Annotated in this window: 20 protein-coding genes; 11 read left to right on the forward strand and 9 right to left on the reverse strand. The window is 65.5% G+C overall.

Annotation, left to right across the window (positions count from 1 at the left end; all coding sequences use genetic code 11):
• Positions 1-246: 246 nt before the first annotated feature.
• The 4 genes from NTV05_16935 to NTV05_16950 all read left to right on the forward strand — a co-directional run bounded on the left by NTV05_16935 (position 247) and on the right by NTV05_16950 (position 5,043).
• Complete coding sequence (locus tag NTV05_16935; protein MCX6546082.1) at positions 247-1,974, forward strand: NAD-dependent malic enzyme; 1,728 nt, start codon at positions 247-249, stop codon at positions 1,972-1,974.
• A gap of 146 nt (positions 1,975-2,120) precedes the next feature.
• Entirely contained in the window at positions 2,121-3,290 is a 1,170-nt protein-coding gene (locus NTV05_16940) for a glycosyltransferase family 4 protein (protein ID MCX6546083.1), read from the forward strand.
• Positions 3,287-4,099: a polysaccharide deacetylase family protein gene (locus NTV05_16945; GenBank protein ID MCX6546084.1), complete on the forward strand. Its 813-nt coding sequence runs from the start codon at positions 3,287-3,289 to the stop codon at positions 4,097-4,099. Before NTV05_16940 ends, NTV05_16945 begins: the two co-directional genes overlap by 4 nt.
• Complete coding sequence (locus NTV05_16950) at positions 4,096-5,043, forward strand: lysylphosphatidylglycerol synthase transmembrane domain-containing protein (protein ID MCX6546085.1); 948 nt, start codon at positions 4,096-4,098, stop codon at positions 5,041-5,043. Before NTV05_16945 ends, NTV05_16950 begins: the two co-directional genes overlap by 4 nt.
• Here NTV05_16950 and NTV05_16955 read toward each other — a convergent pair.
• From NTV05_16955 to erpA, 4 genes are all read right to left on the reverse strand, one after another.
• A complete protein-coding gene (locus tag NTV05_16955; protein MCX6546086.1) occupies positions 5,040-5,753 on the reverse strand; it encodes an HAD family hydrolase in 714 nt (237 codons plus the stop codon). The two genes, NTV05_16950 and NTV05_16955, sit on opposite strands and share 4 nt — an antisense overlap.
• A complete protein-coding gene (locus tag NTV05_16960) occupies positions 5,750-6,646 on the reverse strand; it encodes a PHP domain-containing protein (protein MCX6546087.1) in 897 nt (298 codons plus the stop codon). The genes NTV05_16955 and NTV05_16960 overlap by 4 nt, the downstream gene beginning before the upstream one ends.
• A 100-nt stretch (positions 6,647-6,746) precedes the next feature.
• Complete coding sequence (locus NTV05_16965) at positions 6,747-7,733, reverse strand: transcriptional repressor (GenBank protein ID MCX6546088.1); 987 nt, start codon at positions 7,731-7,733, stop codon at positions 6,747-6,749.
• 68 nt (positions 7,734-7,801) lie between these two features.
• Positions 7,802-8,128 (reverse strand): iron-sulfur cluster insertion protein ErpA, encoded by a 327-nt coding sequence (gene erpA, locus NTV05_16970; protein MCX6546089.1) that lies wholly within the window; start codon positions 8,126-8,128, stop codon positions 7,802-7,804.
• A gap of 443 nt (positions 8,129-8,571) precedes the next feature.
• Between erpA and NTV05_16975 the strand changes: the two genes are divergently transcribed.
• The 4 genes from NTV05_16975 (at position 8,572) to NTV05_16990 (ending at position 13,096) form a co-directional block, all read left to right on the forward strand.
• On the forward strand, positions 8,572-10,005 hold the full coding sequence (locus tag NTV05_16975) for an aldehyde dehydrogenase family protein (protein ID MCX6546090.1): 1,434 nt from the start codon (positions 8,572-8,574) through the stop codon (positions 10,003-10,005).
• A 137-nt stretch (positions 10,006-10,142) separates the two neighbouring features.
• Complete coding sequence (locus tag NTV05_16980) at positions 10,143-10,466, forward strand: Rho termination factor N-terminal domain-containing protein (GenBank protein ID MCX6546091.1); 324 nt, start codon at positions 10,143-10,145, stop codon at positions 10,464-10,466.
• Between the two features lie 60 nt (positions 10,467-10,526).
• Positions 10,527-12,317 (forward strand): glutamine--fructose-6-phosphate transaminase (isomerizing), encoded by a 1,791-nt coding sequence (glmS, locus tag NTV05_16985; GenBank protein ID MCX6546092.1) that lies wholly within the window; start codon positions 10,527-10,529, stop codon positions 12,315-12,317.
• Between the two features lie 230 nt (positions 12,318-12,547).
• On the forward strand, positions 12,548-13,096 hold the full coding sequence (locus NTV05_16990; GenBank protein ID MCX6546093.1) for a CHRD domain-containing protein: 549 nt from the start codon (positions 12,548-12,550) through the stop codon (positions 13,094-13,096).
• 92 nt (positions 13,097-13,188) lie between these two features.
• On the opposite strand, the gene NTV05_16995 is transcribed toward NTV05_16990, so the two are convergent.
• From NTV05_16995 to NTV05_17010, 4 genes are all read right to left on the reverse strand, one after another.
• Complete coding sequence (locus NTV05_16995; GenBank protein ID MCX6546094.1) at positions 13,189-14,184, reverse strand: hypothetical protein; 996 nt, start codon at positions 14,182-14,184, stop codon at positions 13,189-13,191.
• Positions 14,185-14,315: 131 nt separating this feature from the next.
• A complete protein-coding gene (locus NTV05_17000; GenBank protein ID MCX6546095.1) occupies positions 14,316-17,657 on the reverse strand; it encodes a PDZ domain-containing protein in 3,342 nt (1,113 codons plus the stop codon).
• A gap of 76 nt (positions 17,658-17,733) precedes the next feature.
• Positions 17,734-18,213, reverse strand: a complete 480-nt coding sequence (locus NTV05_17005) for a hypothetical protein (protein MCX6546096.1) — start codon at positions 18,211-18,213, stop codon at positions 17,734-17,736.
• Between the two features lie 36 nt (positions 18,214-18,249).
• Positions 18,250-20,397 (reverse strand): prolyl oligopeptidase family serine peptidase, encoded by a 2,148-nt coding sequence (locus NTV05_17010; protein ID MCX6546097.1) that lies wholly within the window; start codon positions 20,395-20,397, stop codon positions 18,250-18,252.
• A 247-nt stretch (positions 20,398-20,644) separates the two neighbouring features.
• On the opposite strand from NTV05_17010, the gene NTV05_17015 reads away from it, so the two are divergent.
• Positions 20,645-21,673 carry a carboxypeptidase regulatory-like domain-containing protein gene (locus tag NTV05_17015; protein MCX6546098.1) on the forward strand — a complete coding sequence of 343 codons (1,029 nt, stop codon included), beginning with the start codon at positions 20,645-20,647 and terminating at the stop codon, positions 21,671-21,673.
• Between the two features lie 237 nt (positions 21,674-21,910).
• Here NTV05_17015 and NTV05_17020 read toward each other — a convergent pair whose 3' ends face one another.
• A complete protein-coding gene (locus NTV05_17020; GenBank protein ID MCX6546099.1) occupies positions 21,911-22,285 on the reverse strand; it encodes a hypothetical protein in 375 nt (124 codons plus the stop codon).
• Between NTV05_17020 and NTV05_17025 the strand changes: the two genes are divergently transcribed.
• Complete coding sequence (locus NTV05_17025; GenBank protein MCX6546100.1) at positions 22,284-23,648, forward strand: TolC family protein; 1,365 nt, start codon at positions 22,284-22,286, stop codon at positions 23,646-23,648. The two genes, NTV05_17020 and NTV05_17025, sit on opposite strands and share 2 nt — an antisense overlap.
• A gap of 5 nt (positions 23,649-23,653) precedes the next feature.
• Positions 23,654-25,090, forward strand: a complete 1,437-nt coding sequence (locus NTV05_17030) for an efflux RND transporter periplasmic adaptor subunit (GenBank protein MCX6546101.1) — start codon at positions 23,654-23,656, stop codon at positions 25,088-25,090.
• Positions 25,091-25,093: the final 3 nt, after the last annotated feature.

Consider the following 25,093-nt stretch of genomic DNA (forward strand, 5'->3'; position numbering starts at 1 on the left):
CCACCGGTTCTAATTATCATACCAGAACCGTCCGGAATCCCCTGTCGATGTTCCGCACCGCCCGGGTCGGCCAACCTCCCGGTTCAACCTCCCGGTTCTTGACACCACGATCGGCTTGGACGCACGATGGGTGTGGGCCGCGGCTCACCCGATCCGCCCGCGCCCCCGAGAGAACGGCGGACGAACGCCCCCTGATACCTCCCCCGGCCGAAAACACGCCGCACCGGGCACGACGAAAGGCCCACGATGAAGACGTTTGCCATCAAGGTCGATCCGCTCACCAACGAGGAATACTGGGAAGTGTTCCTGCGCGGCCAGCAACTGCTCAGCGATCCCCTGCTCAACAAGGCGTCCGCCTTCACCGAAGAGGAGCGGATCGCGCTCGACCTGGTGGGCCTGCTGCGGTCTGGCGTGTCTGAACTCGACATGCAGGAACAGCGCACGCTGGAAGCCTACCGGCGCAAGCCCGGGGACGATCTGGAGAAGTACATCTATCTCCAGGGCCTGATGGATCGGAACGAAGTCCTGTTCTACCGCCTGCTGGTGAACAACCTCCCCGAAATGCTCCCCATCATCTACACGCCGACGGTTGGCCAGGCCTGCCTGCAATTGAGCAAGATCACGCGGCGGTACCGCGGCGTTTACATCAGCCCCGAGAGCGTCGGCCGCATCGATCAGATGCTGCAGAGCCTCTCGCTGCCGAGCGTCAACCTGATTGTCGTCACCGACGGCGAGCGCATCCTGGGACTGGGCGATCTGGGGTCCGACGGCATGGGCATCCCGGTCGGCAAGGTCAAGCTCTACGTCGCCGCCGGGGGCCTGCATCCGGCCTGCTGCCTCCCGGTCTGCCTCGACGTGGGCACCAACAACGAGGCGCTCCTGAACGACCCGCTCTATCTCGGGTGGAAGCACCCGCGGCTCGATGGCGACGAGTATTGGGATTTCGTCGAAAAGTTCGTGCTGGGCGTGAAGCGCAACCTCCCCGAGGCGCTGGTCCAGTGGGAGGATTTCGCGAAACACAAGGCGTTCACGCTGCTCGAACGCTACCAGGAGCGCCTCCTCTCGTTCGACGACGACATCCAGGGCACCGGCGCCGTGGCGATTGCGTCGATCATGACGGCGATGCGCATCAAGAAGAGCCGCATCAGCGACGAGCGATTCGTGAGTGCCGGCATGGGCCAGGCCGGCGTCGGGATCGCGATGAACATCCGCACGCTGATGAAGGCCTCTGGACTGAACGACGAGGAAATCCGGCGCCGCATCTTCGCCATCGACGTCCCGGGCTTGCTGATGCACGACACTCCCGGCCTGTCGAAGTGGCAGAAGCCTTTCGCCCAGGATCGCGAGACGGTCGCCGGGTGGACGCTTCACTCCCAGGGCCGGATTGATCTGCTCGACGTCGTCACCAACGCGCACCCCACGGTGGTGGTCGGCGTGACCGCCCAACCCGGCCTCTTCAGCCAGGACATCCTGTCGGCGATCGCCCGGAGGGAGCGGCGGCCTGTCGTGCTGGTGCTCTCCAACCCGACGAGCAAGTCGGAGTGCACGCCAGACGATGTGGCGCGCGCCACCGATGGACACGGCCTGATCGCGACGGGCAGTCCGTTCCCAGACACGTCGTGGGAGGGGCGGACCATCACGACGTCGCAGTGCAACAACCTCTACATGTTCCCGGGCGTGGGCCTTGGCGCGCTGGTCGCGAAAGCGCCCAAGGTGACCCATGCCATGTTCTTTGCCGCCAGCCGGGCGCTCTCCGCCATGGTGACGCCGGCCCAGGAACAACAGGGCTGTCTCCTCCCGCCGATGGACGACATCAGGGCGGTGTCGCGGGTGATCGCGAAGGCGGTCGCCATCGAGGCACGCGACGCCGGGCTGGGGCGGCTCATGGACGATCAGAAGATCAGTTCCGTGATTGCGCAGGCACAATGGGAACCCGGTTACGCGCCATATCGGCCTGGGCGGCTGATCTGGTGAGCCCCCCAGACAGACGCCGCTGCCCGCGGCGCGTGACGCGGTGTCGCTCGACCAGGTATGGTGTGACGCCCCCGGCTTTCTTCCGGTAGAATCCTACGAGTCTTGGGAGTATCGACGGCGTCCAGTTGGCTGGTGCGGCGCGACTCATGAAGATCTGCATCGTCACTGAGTACTACTATCCGCTCCTCGGCGGCATCAGCGAGCACGTCCATAATTCGGGCCTGCAGCTCGTCCGCCTGGGCCACGAGGTCTGGATCATCACGTCGAACCAGCCCCGGCGGGAGGAGACCGAGAAGTACTGGCCGGACGACAGTCCGTTCACCATCGTGCGGCTCGGCCGCGGTTGCCGCGTGCGCTCAAACGGCTCAGTGGCCGGCGTGACGCTGGGATTCAGGCGCCTGTGGGCGGACATGCGCGCCGTGATGCTGAGGGAGCGGTTCGACATCGTGCACGTCCACTCCCCCCTCGTCCCGACGCTGCCGGCGCTCGCGATCCTCGCGGCCCCAGGCCCAATAGTGGCGACGTTTCACAGCTCCTTCGGCTACTACCGGAGCTACTGGATCCTGCGGAAGGTGATCCAGAGCCAGTTCCTGGACAGGCTCAACGGACAGATCGCGGTATCACAAAGCTGCGTGCGCGCGCTCGAGCCGTACTTCCGGGTGAGCGCCCGGATTATCCCGAACGGTATCGACGTCGACGCGTTCTCACCGACTGCCCCGAAACTGTCGAAGTACGACGATGGCAAGCTGAATCTGCTCTTTCTGAGCCGAATCGAGCCGCGCACCGGGCTGGACGTGGTGCTCCGAGCCTTCGAGATCATCAAACGCCAGCGGCCCGACGTTCGCCTCATCGTGGTCGGCGATGGCCCGGGGCGCGCGGAGTACGAACGGAGCGTGCCGCGGGAGTACGCGCACGACGTCGAGTTCGTTGGCCGGGTGCTGGCCGAGCGCGCGTCGTACTACCGGACGGCCGACGTCTATTGCGCCCCCATCAGCACGGCATCGTTCGGTATGACGCTGCTCGAGGCCATGGCGTCGGCGACGCCGATCGTCGCGACCGAGAACGACGGCTATCGCGACCTGCTTGGGCCCGAAGAGGGCGTCCTGGTGCCGTACGGCAGCGCCCAGGCGTTTGCCGACGCGATTCTGCCGCTGCTGGCCGACAAGGACCTCCGCCTGCGGATGGGACGGGCCGGCATCGCGAAGGCCGCCGGCTATGCGTGGCCGAAGGTCGCCGGGCAGGTGGTCGCCTTCTACGAGGAGATCCTGAGCCGTTCTCGCGGAAGCCGGGAACGCCCCGCACACAGCCCCCGATGATCTACCGCGTCATCGCCCTCGTCACGCTGGCGCATGTCGGTGCGGCCTTTGTCGTCAGCCGCCTGGCCCAGGCCTTGTCGCTGTTCCCGGTCGTTGGCGTGGGCCAGTGGATCGCGGTCTTTCTCCTGCTCGATGCCGTCGCGCTCTACGCGATGCTCGAGCGGCGGGCTCTGGTGTTCGGACGCATCTGGTGGCGGGGACCCGTGCAATACGCGGTCATCTCGCTGACATTCGATGACGGGCCGAACGAACCCCACACGTCGCGCGTGCTCGACGTGCTTGAGCGCGCCCAAGTCAAGGCGACGTTCTTTGTGCTCGGGGCCAATGCCGAGCGCTATCCGGAGACCGTACGGCGCATCGTGGCCGACGGCCACGAACTCGGCAACCACACCGTTGATCACGCCGTGCTTCCCCTGCGGGGCCCGCGCCACATCCGGGCGGCCATTCGCGGGGCCTCCGACATCATCGAGCGGATCGGCGGCGTGCGCCCGCGCCTGTTCCGGGCGCCGCATGGCTGGCGGAATCCGTGGGTGGATCGGGTCGCACGCGAGGAGGGCTGCGAGCCCGTCGCGTGGACGCTGGGCGTGTACGACACGGACCGGCCCGGAGCCGACGTGATCCGAAGACGCGTCATCGACGGCGTGAGCAACGGATGCATCGTTCTGCTGCACGACGGCCGCGGCCTGGAGCTGCGCGCGGACGCGAGCCAGGTGGCGGAGGCTCTGCCTGGCATCATCGATGAGGCCCGCCGGCGCGGCTACCGCTTCGCGACCGTCGGCCAGCTGATCGCCGGGGAGCGTCGGCGATGAAAGCCCGCGCGAGCTTCGTCGCGCTGGCCATCGCCCTCATCGTGATGGCGGTGATCCTGCACCGGCTCGACTGGCAGGCCGTCATCGCGACCTGGGCGCGCGTGATCTGGCCGTGGGTGGTCGCGTCGGCCGCCGTCAACATCGTTGACAGCTGGGTCCAGGGGCTGCGGTGGCGGACGGTGCTCGGCGCCAGCGATGTCGCCGTGCGGGCGAGCATGGCGTTCTGGGCGATGCTGGTCGGAACCGTCGGCAACGTCCTGCTGCCGTTCAAGCTGGGAGAGGCGGCGCGGGCGTGGGCCGTGGCGCGGCTGGCCAAGGCGCCGATCGCGACAGTGGCCTCTACCGTGGTGCTCGATCGACTGGTCGATCTGGCGGCCCTTGTCATCCTGTTGATGGTGATTCCGCCGATCGTCGGCCCGATCGTTGGCGTCAGACTGCCGAGTCTTCGCGCCCTGCTGGTTGTGGTCTGCGGGGCGTTGCTGCTCGTGGCGCTGGCCGCCGCGGGGTGGCGGCGCCTTCGGTGGCACCGCAGGAACAGCGGCGCCGGCGGATTCGGGCCGCGGATCGAGTCGTTTGTGCGCGGCCTGAACGCGCTGAGACAGCATCACATTCTGGCGCAGGCGATCGCCTGGGCCATCGGCTCATGGTGCACGCGGGTGATCGTCGTGTGGATCATGTTCCACGCATTCGGGCTCGACTGGCCCGTGATGCGGGCGGCGATGATCCTGTTGATCATCAACGTCAGCATCGCGGTGGTGGCCACGCCCGGCAATATCGGCACGTTCGAATTGGCCGCGGCAGGGGCGCTCAGGCTGTTTGGCGCAACGCCGGAAGTGGCGATGAGCTTCGCCGTCATCCTCCATGTGGCGGAAGTCGCGCCCACGGCCCTGCTTGGCGCGCTCGCCATCTGGAAGTTCGGGCTGACGCTGAGGCGCCCGGACTAGCGCGTCAATGCGAGGACGACCGCGTCAGCGTCCGACAGATTCTCAAACACGATACCGGCGCCGGCCGCTCGGAGTGCCGCCTGGTCGAAGCCGCCGGTCGCGACGGCGACAGAGTTGACCCCGGCCTTCCTCGCGGCGTCCACATCGAGCGGCGTATCGCCGATGATGATGACGTCTGATGATTCCACTGGAGGACAACCCGCTTCGGCGGCCCGGGCGACGGCAACTGGTACCAACTCGTGCCGGAGGGCGGCATCTCCGCCGTACGCGCCGCAGTGGAAGTGGCGCCAGAGGTCGAAGTAGGCGAGCTTGATCCTGGCGCCATCCACGTAGTTCCCGGTCAACAACCCGAGAAACACCGTGTCGATGGCGGCCAGGCGGCCGATCAGTTCGGGAACGCCAGGCAGTGCGCCTTTGAACCAGCGGCGGGACGCACCGCTGGCGGGTGGGGGCACCGGCGAATCAATCTCGTGTTCGAGCAGCGTGAGGTAGGCCGAGGTGAAGTCGGCAAGATGACCTGCCGACGGCTCAATCCCGAACGTCGCCAGCGCATCCGACAGAATCGCCGGATCGGTCCGTCCCGCCATCGGCACACCCCGAAAGGCGTCGGGAACGCCAAAGACAGCCTCGAACGCCCGGTTCATCGCGCGCACGCCGGCGCCGCCGGTCAGCACGAGGGTCCCGTCTACATCGAACAGCAGGAGTTTCACAGGGTGATACCTCGAAGCCCGGCCCGGCGGCACAAGTCGTCGAAATCGCGGGCGGGCAGGACGAAGCGACCGAGGCCGCCCGGGTGATGCGACTGGTCACCGTGATAGTCGGATCCGCCCGTGACGCCAAGGTTCAGTCGGCGGGCCAGCGCCAGATAGCGACTTGTGTCCGCGTCGGCATGATCGGCGTGGTAGACCTCGAGCGCATCAAGACCGGCGCCCGCGAGGTCGGCGATGACGCGGTCAATCCCGGCCACACCCGGATGCGCCAGCGATGCGATCCCGCCGGCGTCCTTGATGATCCGGATGGCGCGCCTGACGGTCACCCCGGCCCTCGGCTCATACGCCGGGGCGCGCTCCCCGACGTACTGTTGAAAGGCGTCCTGCCGCCGCTGGACGTGGCCCGCATCGACAAGGGCCTGCGCGATGGCCGGTCTGGACACCGGTCTGTCGCCGGCCGACGCGATCACCTGTTCGATATCGATCGGCACGCCCATCGACGCCAGCCGTACGCCAATCACGCGTGCGCGGCGGATGCGGTCCCGGCGCTGATCGGCCAGGAACGCGGCCAGGGCTGGCGCGAGCGGATCGAAGAAGTACCCCAGCACGTGCACGTCCTTGCGCCGCCACACCGCCGTGATCTCGATGCCGGACACGAACCCCAGGCCCGCACACCGTGCGGCCGCCTCCGCCGCGGGAATCGCCGCAGTCGTGTCGTGGTCGGTGACGGCGACGACCGACAGGCCGGCCGACGCGCAGTTCGCCACGAGCGCTTCGGGCGCGTCCACGCCATCGGAGGCCGTCGAATGCAGGTGCAGATCGATCAACGGTGACGGGCGGCCCGGATGCGGAGAGGCGTCGGGGTTCTGCACGGACAACGTCCTTCGATTCATGAGGTCGGTCACGAGGGCATCTATTCAGGACGTCGTGCTGAGTGAGCGCTTTCGCCGGATCGCATTGGGGGAGTGCGCCACGTCATTGCGAGTCGAAGCATTACGCCCGGCGTCGGGCGGAACGGGCACGGCGCGCCGCGCGGGCCTCGTTCTCCCGCTTCGTCAGACTGATGTACTCGCGCAGCAGGAGATCGAGATGCCCGCGTTCCTCGTCGGCGAATTCCAGGAAGATCTGTTTGCCGGTGGAATCCTCGAATCGCTCGCCGTATCGCTTGAAGAAGCGATGCGACGTCCGCTCGCATCGGATGCCGATCTTGAGCGCCTGTCGATCGTCCACGCCTCGCGCCACTTCTTCGGCCGCCGCCGCGAACAATCCGTTGGCGGCTCCCTTGAAGAACAGGAACGTCGGCCGCGACTCGAGCTGCGGATCCTGCTGCAGCAGCTTCTGATAGCGCGACTCGAGCGCGGACAGGTGATCGCGTTCCTCGTCGGCCAGCTTCTGGAACACCCGCCTGCCCCGCGCGTCCCGGGTCGTCCTGGCGGCACGCGTGTAGAACTCGAGGCCGCTGCGTTCGGTGGCAATGGCGATCCTCAATGCATCGCGGGCAAACACCATTTCACTGGTGTCGCCATCGACCACCGCGGGCTTGCCTGTGCGGCACTCGTCACAGGTGCCGTAGATCTGCAGCACGCTCTGGCGAGCGGAGAAGCTCCTGGCGGCCGCGACTTCCTCGATCAGGGCTTCGATGTCGGAGCTGAGGAATTCGAGCGACCGGTTGCACGTCTTGCAGATGAGATGGAAGTGGCGCGGATGCCGATACGAGTGCTCAAACCGGAACCGGCCTTCGCCGAAATCCACCTTGCGGGCGATACCGGCCTCCACCATCCACTGCAGCGTCCGATAGACGGTCGCCCGGCTGATGCGCGCGTCCTCGCGATGGATCAGGTCCACCAGATCGTCGGCCGAGAGATGGCCTTCGTGCTTGAGGAAGACCCCGAGGATGCGCTCACGCTTGGTGGAGCGTTTGCCGCCTGGCAGGGCCAAACGGGAAACGTCCGGCACGACGGGATCAGCTGGCGTTGACATCGTGGGGAAACAAGGTCGGGCCACTTCTTCAAGAGTTGGTTGGGAAAAGCGGCCCGGCCCCTTTTCCCTTATTCTGCGCTGAACGACGATCCGCAACCGCAAGTCGACTTCGCGTTGGGGTTGCGAATGGTAAACCCGCCGCCCGTCACGCTGTCAACGAAATCCACTTCCGCGCCCCCGAGGTACCGGGCGCTGATCGGATCGATAAACAACTTCACGCCGTTCGATTCGAACGACTGGTCGCCGGGTCCCGGACTGTCTTCGATCATCAGGCCGTACTGAAATCCCGAACAGCCGCCTCCCTGCACGAAGACGCGAAGACCGCTTTCTGTTTTCTGTTCTTCAGCCAGCAACTCGTTGATCCGGGCGGCGGCCGATGCCGAAACGTTCACCATGTTCAACTCCCTGCGGGTGGTCTATGCACCCGTTCTGATTATAGCGTGATGACCGAGCGTGAGGCGACTGCCCCGCCTCCACTTGCCGATCGAAATTCGCCATATCATGTTATGTTACAGCGAGTTAGCAGCCCGTGGCGGAAGTCGGTCGTCGCACCGAGACCGTCGATGCGGCCGGATCGCAAGGCGCGAAACGCGAGAATATCGGGAATATTTGAGCGTTGAGCAACGCCGCGAGGCGGTATGCAGCGTCGGTCGAATGCAGACTGACTTGCACCACGGGCTGCTAGCCCGTTCGACGCGGTGCTGATGCGCCTGGCTCAGGGCTAATCCAGAGCCAAGGTCTTGAATTCGTCCTGAGTCGAAGCCCGCCCTTCGGCAAGCTCAGGGCGTGGCGAGGGGCCTCCAGGATCCTTCACAACACGCCCCCTGGAGTCGCAACCGTGACCCACCAATACCCTTTTTACCTGGCCGGCGAGTGGGAAACGTCAACCCACCAGCTCGCCGTCACCAACCCGTACGACGATTCAGTCGTCGCGGCCACATGGCTGGCCGCCGACGCTGACGTCGAGCGGGCGACGGCGGGGGCCGTCGAGGCAGCGCCCACTATGCGTCGGCTCCCGGCCTACCGCCGGGCGGAGATCCTGGCACAGGCTTCAGCCGTGCTGATCAGACGACGCGACGAGATCGGACGGGCGCTCGCCGGTGAAGCCGGCAAACCCATCAGGGACGCGCTGACGGAGGTCGATCGGGCCGCCATGACCTTCCACGTCGCAAGCGAAGAGGCCCGCCGGCTGGGTGGTGAGGTCATCCCGCTCGACCTGGCCGCCCACGGTCAGGGCCGCACGGCTATCCTGCGTCGCGTGCCGCTCGGACCGGTCTCGGGGATCTCCCCGTTCAACTTCCCGCTCAACCTCTCGGCGCACAAGATCGCGCCGGCGATCGCGGCCGGCAACACGATGGTGCTCAAGCCTGCGTCGAAGACGCCGCTGTCGGCGCTGTTCCTGGCGTCGGCACTCGACGAGGCCGGCCTTCCCAAAGGCGCGCTCAGCGTGCTGCCGATGTCGCGCGAACTGGGCGACCGGCTCGTGACCGATGATCGGTTCAAACTGCTGACCTTCACGGGCTCGTCGCCAGTCGGCTGGGCGATGAAGGCGCGCGCCGGGAAGAAGAAGGTCCTCCTCGAACTTGGCGGCAACGCCGGCGTCATTGTCGATGCCAGCGCCAACCTGGCGTACGCCGCGCGGCGGGTGGTGACAGGCGGGTTTGCGTACGCGGGACAAAGCTGCATCTCGGTGCAGCGCGTCTTCGTGCATGCGGACGTGTACGACGCGTTCGTCACGCTGTTGATTGAAAAGCTGTCCGGGCTGGTCATCGGCGATCCGCTCGACCCGGCCACCGACCTCGGCCCCATGATCGACGCGGGCGAAGTGGATCGGATCGAGGCGTGGGTGAAGGAAGCGGTCGCGCAGGGCGCGCGCGTGCTGACCGGCGGTTCGCCCATCAGCCGCTCGATTTTTGCCCCGACGGTCCTCGAGCAGGTGCCGGAACGATCCAGGATCTGCGCGCAGGAAGTGTTCGCGCCGGTCATCGGATTGTACCGGTTCACCGACTTCAATGACGCCATGGCCGCCGTGAACCGGTCGAGTTTCGGCCTGCAGGCCGGCGTCTTCACCAACGATCTGCTCCACACGTTGGCAGCCTACGACACCCTCGAAGCCGGCGGCATCATCGTCAACGACGTGCCCACCTGGCGGATTGATCACATGCCCTACGGAGGCGTCAAGGACTCGGGCACTGGGCGCGAAGGTCCACGCTACGCGATCGAAGAAATGACCGAACCCCGGCTGCTCGTGATCAACAGGGAGATGGCGTAACGGCCCAACCGAAATTGTTTCGCGCATCCTGTCGGTGAACGCTCGGCATTTACGGTAGAATGCGCTGAATTCTCGAGTCGCCCGGCGGCCACGGGAGCCGCTCAGCCGGGACGGCTGCGAATATGAGGTCCATCGACATGGCGCACACGTATCACGAACTGAAGGACAAGACGGTCTTCGATCTGCGCGAGATTGCCAAAGAGATTCAGCATGACGCCGTGCAGGGGTACTCGCAGATGAACAAGGATCATCTGCTGGTTGCGATCTGCAAGGCCTTGAATATCCCCATTCACGAGCATCACGATGTGGTGGGGATCAATAAGGCCGCCCTTAAGGCACGCATTCGCGTCCTGAAGAAGGAGCGGGATGCAGCCGTCGAGGCGCACGATCACGCGAAACTCAAAGCGATTCGGTCCCACATCCACGGCCTCGACCGCCAGATCAAGAAGCACATGATGTAGACGGTGTGCCGGCGGGGTCGGCGTACAGCCGCCAGCAATCCCGCGCTACACTATCGGACCATGTGTGGAATCTTCGGCATCGTTACGCGAGACGACCAACCCCTGGGCGAGATCCTGCTCGGCGCGGCGCGGCGTCTGTCTTACCGCGGTTACGACTCGGTGGGCGCCGCGACCATCGATCGCGCGGGTCACGTCGATCTGCGGAAGGACGTCGGCAAGGTTGACGAAGTCGCGCCGCGCCTCGGTTTCTCGGCGCTGAGAGGCCACCGTGGCATCGTCCAGCTCCGCTGGGCCACGTTCGGCGCCCCGTCGCAGATCAACGCGCAGCCGCATCTCGACAGCGACGGCGACCTGGTCGGCGCCCACAACGGCAATGTCGTCAATAACGTCGCACTCAGGCAGGAATTCATCGCCGAGGGCCTGACCGTCCGTTCAACCAACGACGGCGAGTCCTGCGTCCACGCCGTCGAGCGATACGTGAATCAGGGCCTCGACATGGTGGAGGCGATCCGCCGCGCCTACGACGTGCTCGAGGGCGACTACGCGTTTGTGATCGCGTCGGTCCACGACGAACGCTTGTACGCTTTCAAGAAGGGCTCAGGCCTGGTCGTCGGCCTGGGGGACGGTTTTACGTGCTGCTCGTCCGACCTGCCCTCGCTGCTGCCGCTGACGACCCGCATCGTGCGCCTGCGCGACGGCGAGATCGTCGTGCTCGATCCCGGTGGCGCCAGTCTCTGGAGCGTGGCCGACGGCGCGCGCGTCGAGCGCGATCCCGAAGTGTTCACCAAGGGCATGGACGCGGCCGTCAAGGGCGGCTACGAGCACTTCATGCTCAAGGAGATCCACGAGCAGCCGGACGTCGCACGGGAGCTGCTCCACCTGTTCGAGGCGTCGCGCCATGTGGACGTAATGGCGTCCGCCATGCGATCGGCGCAGCATCTCTACTACGTCGGATGCGGCACGAGCTACCACGCAGGCATGGTGGGGGCGGTGTACGCGGCCAGGCTCGCCGGCCGGTCCGCAATCCCGGTGCTGGCCCCGCAGTTTGTGGCGCAGTACGGGCCCACACTCACCAAAGACGATGCGGTAGTTTTTGTGAGCCAGAGCGGAGAGACCAAGGACGTCCTGAGCGCGCTCGACGTCGCCGAACGAGCGGGCACCAGGTGCCTGGGCCTGCTCAATGTGCTGGGTTCATCGCTGGCGCACCATGCGAGCGCCTACCTGCCGCTGGCGTGCGGGTACGAAATCAGCGTGCCGGCGACCAAGACCTTCCTCAACCAGGTGCTCGCCTTCCTCTATCTGGCGATGCGGATCGGCGGCCACGACACCAAGGCGCTGCGGACGGTGCCGGATCTGCTGGAACAGACGATCGACACAACCGACGCCCACGTCGATCGAATCCTGCCCAGCGTCAATCCGAGAAGCGACCTCTACACCCTCGGCTATGGCCTGACATACGGCATCGCGCTCGAAGGCGCATTGAAGCTTAAGGAGATCACGTACGCCCACTGCGAGGGGATGCTGAGCACCGAATTCAAGCACGGCCCGCTCAGCGCCGTCGACGAGGGCTACCCGGTGATCTTCGTCGTCGGCCCGGACGATGTGCCGTTGCTGATCAGCGCCATCAACGAAGTCACCGTCAGGGGCGGACGCGCCATCGCCATCGCGGAGCCGGACAGCCGGCTGACCGGCAACGCCCACGATATCGTGCCGCTTCCGGCCGCCGGCGCCTTGATCAATCCTCTGCTGGCGACGATTCCCTTGCAGATGTTGTCCTACAAGATGAGCGTCGCCCGAGGGCACGATCCCGACTTTCCGAGAAACCTGAGTAAGACCCTGACGGTTGACTGAGAGCCTCACGCCTGGTCCTTCCGCCAGGACCCTGGCCCGGATCGCGGCCACGAAGAAGCTCAATGTGGGCAAGCCGATTCGATGAGCGCTCAGGCCGGGTCCCTGACCTGAGCCGTAACTTCAAGGAAACGGAGGAGTTGACCACCCGCGCGATATCCGGTGGCCTCGGCGCCCCCGCCTCGTGTATGATTCGACTTTCTGGAAACTGCTACTGGAGGAGGTCCCCTACGATGAAGCGCTTTGTGGTCCTCGTGTGCGCGATGAGTCTTGTGGCGGCTGGCTGCGACAAGAGCATCAGCCCTGCGGTGCCGACCGGGTTGGTCACACTTGTGGCCCAGTTGGCAGGCGCGTCAAACGTGCCGCCGGCGGGTTATCTCGGTGGCGCCACGGCTCTTGAAGCCGGCGCGACCGGATCGCTCCAGATGACGATGACGCCGACAACTGGCGGCGACTACACGGCGAGCTTCTCCCTCTCTCTCAGAGGCCTGTTGACGCAGGGCGTGCTCCCGTACCCGCTCGACAACGGGTCAGCCATTGTGGCGGGCTACGTCCACCAGGGAGCGGCTGGCGCGCTTGGGGCGCCGGTGGTGGCGCTTCCGATATCGCAGACGGCTCCAATTCTGAGCCCGACCGGTACAGTGCTCATCACCATCAACGGCGTGACTGTGACGTCGGCTGTCGCCAGCGGGATTCTCGCCAACCCGGCCGGGTACTACTTCAACCTCTACTCGGGGCTGAACACGGCCGGCGTTCTGCGCGGTCAACTGGTCAGACAGTAAGGACGCCCCCCGTGGCAACCGGGGTCAGGCGGTAGGTGTGGGAACAGGCCGGATCGTCCCGACGGGCGGTCCGGCCTGTTTCTATCTAATCGCTACCTCTGCTTGAAGCCGGCCGGGATTTCCACGTCGCCAGCTGCTACGGCTGTCTCAATCGACAACACCTCGGTGACCGTTGTCAGGATTGTGGTGCGCGTCTTGGCGCCTGGAGCGCCAGCCGTGCCTTCCGCCGCCGGCTCAGGTTTCTTCTTCCGGCCGAGCAGTCCGCCTAACGCGCCTCCGATCGGGCTGCCGCCGCCGCTGTCCTTGTTGGCCCGCGTGTCGGAGCCGCCTGGGCCCGACGCGCCAGCCACCGTCATCGTGGTCAACATCGGCGTGCCATCGAGCCGCTGGCCTTCTGACTGGATGCGCGCCATCGCGTCCTTCATCCCGGGGTACGTGGCCATCACCTGTGCCAGATCGCGCGCAGCCGGCACGGCCTGATCGCCATAGAGCTTCTGGAAGTACTTCATCTCGAACGCCATGTGCTCCTGCAGCGCGGGAACCTTCGGCGCCATCCACATGTCCGATGTAAGAATCATGCCGCCCGCATCCTCGACGGTCTTGCCCTTCTCGTGCACCGTCAGCGTCATGATGACCTGATCACACGAGGCGCCCGCAACCAGTCTCTTCTCGCCGGTCTTCTTGATGTCGACGTTGAACTCCATCTCCGGCTGCTTGGCGTCGGACTTCTCCCGGGAGGCCTCCTGCTTTCCCTTGGCCATCGCTTTCTGGAACTCGGCGCGCATTTCGTCGAACGTCTTGACCGTGTACGTCTTGGCGCGCAGATCGAGGCGATACACCTTCTCGGCATCCAGATCGACCAGTTCCGCGCTCGTGTCGGTGGTCGACATCCGCCGGTTCCCTTTGACGGCGATGGTCGTGACCGTGCCCTCCTTCATGGCCTTGCCGCCGAACATCCCGGCAACGCTGCCGAGCACGCCTTCCAACTTGATCTGGGTCTTCTGCTGCGACTTGACGTCGGCGCTGAGGCCGAATGTTGAGGTCAGCACGAGAATTGCGCTCAGCAGCGCGACAGAACGGGTTCGCATATCGGATTGTCCTCCTGCCGGATCGGCTCCGGGTGTCGTGATCGCCATTCCCACGAGAGCCGCGTGGCCACCACGACGGCCCGGGAGGTTGCCCGGCGCGGGATGCGTGTGCCTTCATTATAGGCCGTGTTCTATTGGACGCCGCCCTTGGGGATTCGCTTCTCGTACGCGGGACGTGCCGGTCCTTTCGGCGCCGCCGCCACGCGATCCATCACTTCCTTGATGGCTCGCTGCAACTGCGGGTCGACGCCCTTGGCGAGCTCGGTAGGATCGTCTTCCACGCTGATATCCGGCTCGACGCCGTGTCCTTCGGCGAACCATTGCCCCTTCGGATCGTACATCCGGAACGTCGGGACGGTGACGCTACCGCCGTCGGCCAGCGACGGTGCGCCGCTGATGCCGATCAGGCCGCCCCACGTCCGCGTGCCGACGAGCAGCCCGAGACCAGCCTCGCGGAAGTACGTGGGAAACGCGTCGCCGCCTGATCCGCTCCATCCGTTAATCAGCATGACCTCGGGCCCGCGGTGCGCGACCGGAGGCCACTGCTGGCTCGCGCCGTCGCGGACGGCCCAGTACGCCAGGATGGGACGGTTGAGCAGCTCGATGAAGCGGTCCGGGATCTGCCCGCCGCTGTTCCACCGCTCGTCGATGACGAGGCCGTCCTTCTTCCACTGCGCCATGAACTGCCGCATGAGCTCGTTCTGCGCGTCCACGCCGGTGCTCTGCACGTAGATGTAGCCGACCTTGCCGCCGGTCGCCTTGTCGACGATCTGCCGGCGCTGCTCCATCCACGCGCGAAAGCGCAACTCGACCTCGCTGGAGAGACACTTCACGACCACTTGCCGCGCGCCCGTCGTCGAAGGCGTCGCGTTCACCGTCAGCACGACCGTCTTGTCACCCAGGCCCTGGAACGCGGCCCAGGGATCGGTCCTGGCGTCGATGGCCACGCCGTTCACCGCGAGGACGTACTCGCCCGGCTTGACGTTGAGACCGGGCTCGTCGAGCGGCGAGCGCACGCTGGCGTCCCACGGCCCCCCGCGGACGATCTGCTTGATGCGATACGCGCCACCGGCAAGCTCCCAGTCCACCCCGAGCAGGCCGACCGACCGCTGCGGCGCCTGTTCTATGTCGCCGCCGCCGTGATACGTGTGCGACGCATTCAGCTCGCCGATGAACTCACCGATCAGGAAATCCACGTCCCAGCGCGTCACCGCCTCGTCCAGCAGCCGGCCGTAGCGCGTCCGCAACGCGGCCCAGTCCACGCCGTGCATGTTCGGGTCGTAGAAGAAATCGCGCTCGAAGCGATAGACGTCGGCGAAGATCTGGCGCCACTCGGCGCGGGGATCCACCGGTGCTTCCATGTCGGCGGTCGCCAGGGGCTTCTCGAATTTCTGCGCCGGCTTGATGTCGAGAATGGCGAACTTCCGCTTGCTCGCCACGAGCATCTTCTTGCCGTCGAAGGTCACCTCGAACCCGCCGGCTTCGTCCAGGACCGTCTTCTCCTCGCGCTCGGCGAGATCGAAGTACACGATCGGGCTCTTCTCCTCGCCGGAGCCGGCCCGTGGCAGGCGCCGGTACAGCAACTTGCCTTTGATCGCCTGCAGGTCGGCGTAACTGCCCGCCTTGGGGGGCAGTACGATGGCGCGCGATTCAAAATCGTCGAGGTCGATCTCGACGCTGGCCGGCGCCGCCGGGCTCGCTTCTTCCTTCTTGTCGTCCGGCTTCGGCTGCTCGCCCTGCTTGTCCTCCGGCTTGTCGGTCTTCCCGGCCGGCTGTCCCTTCTTGTCAGCCGGCTTGTTGCCGGCATCGGGGGCCGCATTCTCCACGTCGTTGCGCGCGGCCAGTGGAGACGTGACGTCCTTCCGCAGCGGAAGGACCACCAGCCGCGTCGGATTCGGATACGTCCAGCTGTTGTCGAAGCTGCCGTAGACCGGCTCGAACTCACGATCCGACGCGTAGAACAGGTACTTCCCTTCCGGATCGAAAGTCGGCTGCGTGTCGTTCAGATAGCCGGTCGTCGCCTGGTGCAGTTTTGCCGCCTTCGTGTCGTACAGGAACACCGCGCTGTTGGCGCTGGCCGTCGGCCGAGCGTAGGTCAGCCACCGTGAGTCGGGCGACCACTGGAAGCGGAAGTTCTCGAGGCCGTCATGCGCGATCCAGTCGGGGCACTGGTCGATTGCGGTCGTGCGGTTCCCGTCGAGGTCGTGAATGCGGATGCGCATTGCCTGGTCGATGAACGCCAACTTCTTGCTGTCGGGCGACCACTGCGGCGGGTAGCGGAACCCCGCACCGAGTTTGGTGACGGTCTGTTCCGGACCCGTCCCATCCGCCGGACGCAGGGTCAGCTCGTACTCGCCGCTGCGATCGCTCCAGTACGCAAGGGTCTTTCCATCGGGGGACCACCGCGGATAGCGCTCCGCCACGCCCGACGAACGGGTCATGTTGACGACGGCGCCGAATTCCGCCGGCACCGTCAACACGTCGCCGCGCGCCTCGAACACGGCGCGCTTGCCGGTTGGCGACACGGCGGCATTCTGGATGAGCGGTTCCACTTTCGCGGTCCGTTGTCTGAGCGTCGCTTCGTCGGTGACGACGCTCACCGGAACTTCCGCCGGCTTTTCCGTGGCGAGATCGAGAAAGTACAACCGTCCGCCGGCCTGGAAGACGATGCCGTCCGGGCCGAGCGAGGGGAACGTGATGTCGAAGTCATCGAACCGGGTGACCTGGCGCACCTTCCCGCTCGTCACGCTGTAGGCCCAGATGTTGTTGCGCTGGTTTGCGCCGCGGTCCGAGAGGAAGTAGATCGTATCGCCGTGCCACATCGGCTGCGCGTCGTTGGCCTCGTTGGCAGTGATGTTCTTCGACGCGAACGTCTTCAAATCGAAGAGCCACAGATCCGGCGCCCACCCGCCGCGGTACCGCTTCCAGTTTCGGAAGTCCTGTGACATCGGCATGTAGACGAACTGCCTGCCGTCAGGGGAGTACGTGCCAAATTCGCCGTACGGGACGGGGAGTTTCTCGGGCAGACCTCCCTCGACGCCGACCGTGAAGAACTGGCTGAAGCGCTGGCGGCCGCTCTCGCGGCCAGACGCGAACAGGACCCGCGTGCCGTCCGGTGTCCACCCGATCACGCGGTCACCCATCGGATGATGGGTGAGACGCACGGGTTCGCCGCCGGCAGCCGGAATCACGTAGACATCGGTGTTGCCGTCGTACGAGGCGCTGTAAGCAATCTTCGTTCCGTCAGGAGAAAACCGTGGGAACGATTCCTCACCGGGCGGCGAGCTGAGTCGCACGGCCGTGCCGCCCTTCTTCGAGACGAGCCAGATATCACCCGCGTACACGAAGGCAATCTGGTTCTTTGAGACCGCCGGATAGCGCAGCATCCGCGCATCGATTTGCGCCGAAGCTGCTGTCGCGCAGCCGGCAACGGCCAGACAGGCAAGCACAACGATGGACTTCGAACTGATCATGTGTGACAACTCCCGATGTAAGGCACGACTATCCAGGATGGTCCAGCGGAGCGCAAGACGGAAGCGCCCGGTTCGCTCAACGGCCGAACTTCATCTGCACCGTGCCCGGCGCACGCACCACTGGGGGATCCGCGTGGTAGATCACCCACACGAAGTTCACGCGGCCCGGTTCCTCCTCGATCGGCCCATCCGCGGTGCCGGGGTGCCAGCCCTCGAACACGGCCCTGCGCGTCGGGCCGTACGGCTTGGTGCCCCAACGTTTCCAGTCGCCGACCGCAATGGGCGCGATCCGCCACTTCCCGTTGGAACTGCCGAACGTCCACGTGCCGTCCGGGAGGATCTCCAACCTCGTGGAAACAGCCGTAATGGTGGTCCCGGCGCCGCCGCGGTCGTAGAAGAGACGCTCGGAGTAGACCCGCCAGCTTCCCGCGATGGTCTGGCCTCCGCCAGTCTGACCGGGCGTCATCGCCGCGAGCACGACCCACGCAACCGCCGTGGCAAGAAGCGTGAAACGAATCTGCCGAATCCCAATTGTGACGCCATGACAACGAAGCATGTCCATTCCCCCGGCCGCTCGCCCGCCCGAGCGGCGCTACTTCGCGACAGCCGGGGCAAACGTCCCCGGCAGCGTCATCTTCAGTTCCCTCACCAGGAATCCGAACACATCGGCGCGTTCCTCGATCTGCTTGGCCGTCGGCTTGCCGGCGCCATGCCCGGCCTTCGTCTCGATGCGGATCAGCACGGGAGCGGTTCCCGCCTGCGCGGCCTGAAGAGTGGCCGCGAACTTGAAGCTGTGGGCGGGCACGACGCGATCGTCGTGATCGGCAGTCGTCACGAGCGTTGCAGGGTACTTCGTGCCGGGCTTGATGTTGTGCAGCGGCGAATACTTGATGTTGATCTCGAAGCCCTCCTTCGTGTCGGGATCGCCGTAGTCGGACTTCCAGGCCCAGCCAATGGTGAACTTGTGGTAGCGCAGCATGTCCATCACGCCGACCGCCGGCAGCGCCGCCCCAAACAAATCGGGGCGCTGCGTCAGGCAAGCGCCCACCAGCAGGCCGCCATTGCTCCCGCCGGCGATCGCGAGTTTCGGCGTGGACGTGTACTTCTCATGGATCAGGTACTCGGCGGCGGCCATGAAGTCGTCGAACACGTTCTGCTTGTTCTTCAGCCGCCCTCCGTCGTACCAGGCCTGGCCGTACTCCCCGCCGCCCCGAAGGTTGGCGACCGCATACACGCCACCCATTTCGAGCCAGGCGGCCGTGGCCGGCGAGAAGGCCGGCGTCGAACTGATGTTGAAACCGCCGTAGCCGTACAGTTCCGTCGGATTGCGCCCGTTCCTCGTCACCCACCTGGCGTGCGTGATGAACATCGGGATCTTCGTGCCGTCCTTCGATGCGTAGAACACCTGCTCGGTCTGGTACCGGCTTGAATCGAAATCCACGCTGGGCTTCTTGAAGACGGTGCTGGTTTCCTTCCCAAAGTTGTACCGGTAGATCGTCGTGGGATACGTGAACGACGTGAAGGCGTAGAACGCCTCCTGGTGCTTCCGGCGCCCGCGCAGTTCCGGGACAGACCCGATCCCCGGAAGCGTGATCTCCTTTGGATTGGATCCGTCGAGTTCGTAGACGCGCACCGCACTCTTCGCGTCGGTCATCCAGATCGTCACGAACTGGTCGTTGATCATCGTGACGCTCTCGAGCACGTCCCGTCCGCGCGCCTCCGGGATCACCGTCATCGCACCGGCAGCCCCGCTCTTGCGGTTGATGAAGACCAGCCGGTACCGTGGCGCGTCATTGTTGGTGAGCACGTAGAACATGTCGCCGTCATTGCCCACGACGGTGTACGCCGCGTCGAAATCGTTGAGAAACGGCTCGATCCGGCCGAGAGGATTCTTCAGGTCGCGCACAAACACCCGGTTGCGGTTGTCGGTGCCCTCGGTCTGGTACACCAGCAGGAACCGCCCGTCGTCAGTCACGTCGGCGGCAAAGCCCCAGTCGGGCTTGTCTGGCCGCTCGTACGCCATCACGTCGGCGTCCTGCGGCGTCCCGACCTTGTGGAAGACGAGTTTCTGGTTCTTGTTGACCGCCTGAAGCAGGTTCCGGTCGGTGGGCGCGTCGTACCGGCAGTAGTAGAAGCCGGATCCGTCCTTGAGCCAGGCCGCCCCGCTGAACTTCGACCACTTGAGCGTCTCCGGCAGGTCCTTGTTGGTGGCGACCTCCCGGATCTTCCACTCCTGCCAGTCGGACCCGGCCGCCGCGATCGAATAGGCCATGTAGCGGCCGTCTTCGGAAAACGACTTCTCGCCAAGCGCCACGGTGCCATCAGCCGAGAGAGTGTTCGGATCGAGCAGCACCTCTGGCGCCACATCGAGCGCCTTCGTCTTGTAGATGACCGACTGATTCTGAAGACCGTCGTTCCTGCTGAATATGTACCAGTCGCCTTCGCGCGATGGCGCGCTGTAGCGCTCGTAGTTCCAGAGCTTCATAAGCCGCGCCTTGATGCGCGCGCGCTCGGGGATCTGGTCGAGATACCCGAACGTGATCGTGTTCTCGGCCTCGATCCACGCTCGGGTGTCCGGCGCGTCGGCATCCTCAAGCCAGCGATACGGATCCGCGATCATCGTGCCGAAGAAGTTGTCGACCTGCGCCACCTTCTTCGCGTCGGGGTACTTGAGGGTTCCGGATTGTGCGGTGATTGACACGGACATCAGCAACAACAGCACTGCAAGGCGTCGGTTCATAACGGTCCCTCGACAGGCCCGGCAGCGGGCCAGAGAGCCATTATGCCATCAAGGTATTGCCTCCGGACGCGGACTCCAATATCGTACTGGGACCGGCGCCGCGGCGACGGCGCCAGACGCGCGTCGCCCGTCGATGGCGCGCGGCGGTTTCGTCGTCGATGTCCAGTCCGAACACATTCGGGAACGCACGGGCTGGGAGAGGGGCTGTGGTCGCGTTCGCCAGGCATTCTGAAGGGACAAGGAAGCAATGGTCAGGATTTTCCGATTTGCCATCATCGCGTTCTTCATCTCTGTCGGCGCGGGCATGGCTCAGACGCAGGCTCCGGCCGCGGCGGCGGCGCCAGGCTGGCACGGCAAGGGCAGGATGGGCGGCAGAGTCATCGACGAGGCGGGAAAGCTCGTCCCGGGCGTGACGATCAAGTTCCAGTTCATTCCCGCCAATGCGGGTCCCGAGGTCGTGACCGACGCCAAGGGAGAATGGAGACTCCAGAACATCGCCGAAGGCATGTGGTCGCTGCAGTACTGGAAGGACGGGTTCGACCCGCGAATGATCCCGGTTCAGGTCGGCGGCAAGGTCAAGGAACCCCTCATCGAACTGAAGATGACCAAAGAGGGCACCGATCCCAGCTTCGCGGTGCCGTACGGCAATGATCAGGCACGGGCCCTGATCGGACAGAAGAAGGTTGCCGAAGCCAAGGCGGTCTATGCGAAGCTGCTCGCGACCTATCCCACGTACAATCGCCTGCATCTGGCGCTCTCGCAGTGCCTGGACATGGAAGGCAAGTTCGCCGAGTCCGCCGCCGAGCTGCAGCTGTATGTCACGGCGAACCCGACTGACGTGCGCGTCAAGACCTATCTCGGCACGGAGTACATCAAGGCGAAGCAGTACGCTGAAGCGTGGCAGGTCTACTCTTCGATCGATCTGACGCAAATCACCGATCCGCTCGACCTCAACGACCCGGGGTTCATGCTGCTGCGAGCCTCCAAGTCAGACGAGGCCTACAAGTACTTCAACCTCGCCGTCACGCGGTTCCCGGAGGAAGCGTCCGGCTACTACTACCGGGGCGTCGCGTCGCGGCACTTCGCCGGGACCATCGACAAGACCAAGACGGCCGAAATCAAGACGCACCTGATCGCGGCGCAGGGCGACATGACCAAGTTCCTCGAGATGGCCGGGCCCACCGCCGCCACTGCGGACGACACGACCAAGCAGAACATGACGATGGCCAAACAGGTGGTGGACGAGATCGCAAAGTTGCTGACGCAATTGAAGTAGTCGCTCTTCCCGGGCGCGCGCGGCACCTGGATGCTCCTCTCACGACCCTGGCCGGCTTCTGCCGGCCGGGGTCGTTCGTGTACGGCAGAACTTGACACCAGCTCGCGCTCCATGCTCGTATTGGAGCATGTGGCGGGTTCTTCGGTGCGCCGCGATTGCGTACCTGGCGGTGGCGATGCTCAACGCCACGGCTGGCGTCTGTCTCTGCCGCGACAGGGGCCCCGATTCCCCCACTCATCAGCCCGAATCCCAAAGCTGCTGCCATCGCCACGCGCCGGTGGTCGGCGGAACCGGGATGACGTGCTGCCACATTGAGCTCGTGCCGCGCGCCGCGACGTCTCCCGATGTCGTGGTTGTCGCGCCGCCCCTGTTCGTCTCGACGCCGGTCGCCACGTGCGACGCCCGCATCGATGCCCGCCCTGTGAAGGCGTTGACGTGCGGTTCATCCCCACCTGTCCGAATCTTGCGCGTCTGATTCGCCCTGACGCCGGAGGAGTGCCTGTCCTTCGGCTTGCCCTGCTGTTTCTCATTGCGTGTGTGTAACAGGTTTCGTACGCCGGCGCCTGCCGCGTACGGGGTGACGGGTCCGCCGTCGCGGCGTGGAGGATTCATGAACGCGGTCTCGATTCGGAAAGTGATTCCGGCGGTAGTGGTGACGCTGCTGCTCGTGGCGCCGTGGGCCGCCGCAGGCCAGGACGCCCGGCCTCAGCCCGGAGCCGATCCGGTCCTGGAGGCGCTAGTCGCCGAGGCGTTGGCGCGCAATCCTGACGTGGCCGCCGCACAGGCGGCTATCAAGGCGGCGCACGCTCGCCCGGGTCAAGTCGGCGCACTGCCCGATCCGATGGTCTCTTTGATCTTGACGAACGACGGCTGGGCACCGAGCCTCGGCAGCATGCCAATGACGACGCTTGGGTTGATGGCGAGTCAGGAGCTGCCCTACCCGGGTAAGCGACAGCAGCGCATGGAGGTGGCGATGAGCGAAGCCCGCCAGGGCGAGCCGCAGCTGACCCGTACGAGGCTCGCGATTGAGGCCGCTGTGACGCGCGCCTACTACGGGCTGCTCCTCGCTCGCGAACTGGCCGAGCTCACGAAGGAACAACGCGAACTGTGGCGGCAGGTGGAGGTGGTCACCAGGGCGCGCTACGCCGTCGGCGAGGGCGCCCAGCAGGACGTGCTGCGCGTCCAGGTCGAAGTGACCCGCATCGAACAGCGCGCAATCGAACAGGCATCCGAAGCGGAATTGCGGCTCGCTGAGCTGAATCGTCTCCTGGCGCGGCCGATCGAGGCACGCATCGAAACGTCAGCCAAGCTCGCACTTCACCCGATGACCGCATCGCTGCCAGACATGATCGAACAGGCCCGCACCTCCAGCCCGGACCTCGCCGCGGCCAGACTCGCCGTGGCCACGGAGCGGTCGGTCCTCGCCCTTGCCAAGCTCGACTTCAAGCCCGACTTCTCCGTTCAAGCCAGCTACATGAACCGGGGGGGCCTGAGTCCGATGTGGCTGGCCGGCGTCGGGGTGAGCTGGCCGTTCAACAAGGCGAAACGCCAAAGCGCCGTTGCCGAATCGCAGCTGCGGTCAGAACGCGACGACCGGGTGATTGAGTCGATTGAACTGCAGTTGCGTTTGCGGACGCAGGAACGATACACGCGAGCCCGGACCGCCGAGAAGATCGTCGACCTCTACGATCAGGGCATTGTCCCGCAGGACCGCATGACGGTCGAGGCCGCGATCGCCAATTACCAGTCCGGCCGCGTGCCGTTTGTGTCGGTGCTCGAGGCGATGACATCCCTCTATGCGGACCGCTGGACACGGGAGACCCTCATCACCGACCACGCACGACTGCTCGCAAGCATCAAGGAAGCCAGCCTCGAGGCGTCACCAGAAATGGCGGCAGTCGGGGCCGTGACCGCGGCCCAGCCATCCGGAGTGCCGGGTGCGATGGGTGGGGGCATGGCAGGGCGCCAGGAGTAATGACGATGAAACGGATCACACGAAACGGAATGGTCGCAGCGGTGCTGGTGATGATCGTGGCCGGTGGCCTGACGTGGGCCGGCTGCCGCCGGGCGGCCCAGTCTGGAACGCCTGCGGCTGGTGCACACGCGGCGAAGTACCACTGCCCGATGCATCGCACGGTGGTGTCGGATGTTCCAGGCGACTGCCCGATCTGCGGCATGAGGCTGGTGCCGATCGAGCCCGCTACCCAACCGGCGCCAGCGGCCCAGGCGGCGCCCGCGACCGGAAGCCGCCGAATCCTGTTTTACCGATCGCCGATGGACCCGAGCGTCCACTCAGACACACCCTCGAAGGACAGCATGGGCATGGACTTTCTGCCGGTCTACGAGGACGAGACCGCGGCGTCAGCCGGCGCCGTGGCCGGGCGGGCGCTCGTGTCGCTGACGCCTGAACGACGCAACCTGTTGGGCCTCCGCAGTGCGGACGTTCGCCTGATGCGCATCGAAAAGACGCTTCGGACCGTGGGCCGTGTGACAGCGGACGAGCGGCGCCTCGCCCACTTCCACACCAGGTTCGAGGGCACGGTCGAACGCCTGTACGTCGACTTCACGGGCATGTACGTGAAGAAGGGCGACCCCATGCTGGCGATCTACAGCCCGGACCTGGTCGCGACCCAGCAGGAGTACCTGCTCGCGCTGCGGGCGCGGAAGCAGCTCGGGTCGAGCGTGATCCCGTCGGTGGCGCAGGGCAGCGCGGACCTGCTGGAGGCGGCCCGACAACGCCTGCTCCAGTGGGACATCCGCCCGCAGGACATCGCCGAGGTCGAACGCACCGGCACGGTCAGGCGCACCTTCGACCTGTACTCCGAGGTCAACGGGTACGTCGTTCAGAAGAACGTCGTTCTCGGCATGCGCGTGATGCCAGCAGACACGCTCTTCGATCTCGCCGATCTCTCGCGCGTGTGGGTGCTCGCCGACGTCTACGAATCGGATCTGTCGACAGTACGGCTCGGGATGATGGCCGACGTGACGCTGTCGTACCAGCCGGGAACGGCGTGGCGCGGCGCGGTCACGAATGTCGCCCCGACGGTTGAGGAGAAGACCCGCACGATCAAGGTTCGGATCGAGGTCAACAACGCCAACGGTGCGCTCAAGCCCGACATGTACACGGATGTCCGCCTGCACACCGACATGGGCATGGGCCTGGTCGTGCCCGACAGCGCGATTATCGACACGGGGGATCGCAAACTCGTGTTTCTCGACCGCCCCGACGGCGCCCTCGAACCCCGGGAGGTCGAAGTCGGCGTCAGAATCCCGGACGGCTACCAGGTGCTGCGGGGCCTGGCACAAGGCGACCGCGTCGTGACCGCCGCCAACTTCCTCCTCGACTCGGAGTCGAGCTTGAATGCCGCCATCTCGGCCCTCACGTCGCAGGCGGCGCCAGGCCGCCAGAAGCGTTGAGGA

This window comes from Acidobacteriota bacterium, from assembly GCA_026393755.1.
Taxonomy (GTDB): Bacteria; Acidobacteriota; Vicinamibacteria; order Vicinamibacterales; family JAKQTR01; genus JBAXOX01.

What these genes read in the sequence shown, in the direction of transcription:
- NTV05_16935 (MCX6546082.1), top strand. Translation starts at nt 247, where the DNA reads ATGAAGACGTTTGCCATCAAGGTCGATCCGCTCACCAACGAGGAATAC.
- NTV05_16940 (MCX6546083.1), top strand. Translation starts at nt 2,121, where the DNA reads ATGAAGATCTGCATCGTCACTGAGTACTACTATCCGCTCCTCGGCGGC.
- NTV05_16945 (MCX6546084.1), top strand. Translation starts at nt 3,287, where the DNA reads ATGATCTACCGCGTCATCGCCCTCGTCACGCTGGCGCATGTCGGTGCG.
- NTV05_16950 (MCX6546085.1), top strand. Translation starts at nt 4,096, where the DNA reads ATGAAAGCCCGCGCGAGCTTCGTCGCGCTGGCCATCGCCCTCATCGTG.
- NTV05_16960 (MCX6546087.1), bottom strand. Translation starts at nt 6,646, where the DNA reads ATGAATCGAAGGACGTTGTCCGTGCAGAACCCCGACGCCTCTCCGCAT.
- NTV05_16965 (MCX6546088.1), bottom strand. Translation starts at nt 7,733, where the DNA reads ATGTCAACGCCAGCTGATCCCGTCGTGCCGGACGTTTCCCGTTTGGCC.
- erpA (MCX6546089.1), bottom strand. Translation starts at nt 8,128, where the DNA reads ATGGTGAACGTTTCGGCATCGGCCGCCGCCCGGATCAACGAGTTGCTG.
- NTV05_16980 (MCX6546091.1), top strand. Translation starts at nt 10,143, where the DNA reads ATGGCGCACACGTATCACGAACTGAAGGACAAGACGGTCTTCGATCTG.
- glmS (MCX6546092.1), top strand. Translation starts at nt 10,527, where the DNA reads ATGTGTGGAATCTTCGGCATCGTTACGCGAGACGACCAACCCCTGGGC.
- NTV05_16990 (MCX6546093.1), top strand. Translation starts at nt 12,548, where the DNA reads ATGAAGCGCTTTGTGGTCCTCGTGTGCGCGATGAGTCTTGTGGCGGCT.
- NTV05_16995 (MCX6546094.1), bottom strand. Translation starts at nt 14,184, where the DNA reads ATGCGAACCCGTTCTGTCGCGCTGCTGAGCGCAATTCTCGTGCTGACC.
- NTV05_17000 (MCX6546095.1), bottom strand. Translation starts at nt 17,657, where the DNA reads ATGATCAGTTCGAAGTCCATCGTTGTGCTTGCCTGTCTGGCCGTTGCC.
- NTV05_17005 (MCX6546096.1), bottom strand. Translation starts at nt 18,213, where the DNA reads ATGCTTCGTTGTCATGGCGTCACAATTGGGATTCGGCAGATTCGTTTC.
- NTV05_17010 (MCX6546097.1), bottom strand. Translation starts at nt 20,397, where the DNA reads ATGAACCGACGCCTTGCAGTGCTGTTGTTGCTGATGTCCGTGTCAATC.
- NTV05_17015 (MCX6546098.1), top strand. Translation starts at nt 20,645, where the DNA reads ATGGTCAGGATTTTCCGATTTGCCATCATCGCGTTCTTCATCTCTGTC.
- NTV05_17025 (MCX6546100.1), top strand. Translation starts at nt 22,284, where the DNA reads ATGAACGCGGTCTCGATTCGGAAAGTGATTCCGGCGGTAGTGGTGACG.
- NTV05_17020 (MCX6546099.1), bottom strand. Translation starts at nt 22,285, where the DNA reads ATGAATCCTCCACGCCGCGACGGCGGACCCGTCACCCCGTACGCGGCA.
- NTV05_17030 (MCX6546101.1), top strand. Translation starts at nt 23,654, where the DNA reads ATGAAACGGATCACACGAAACGGAATGGTCGCAGCGGTGCTGGTGATG.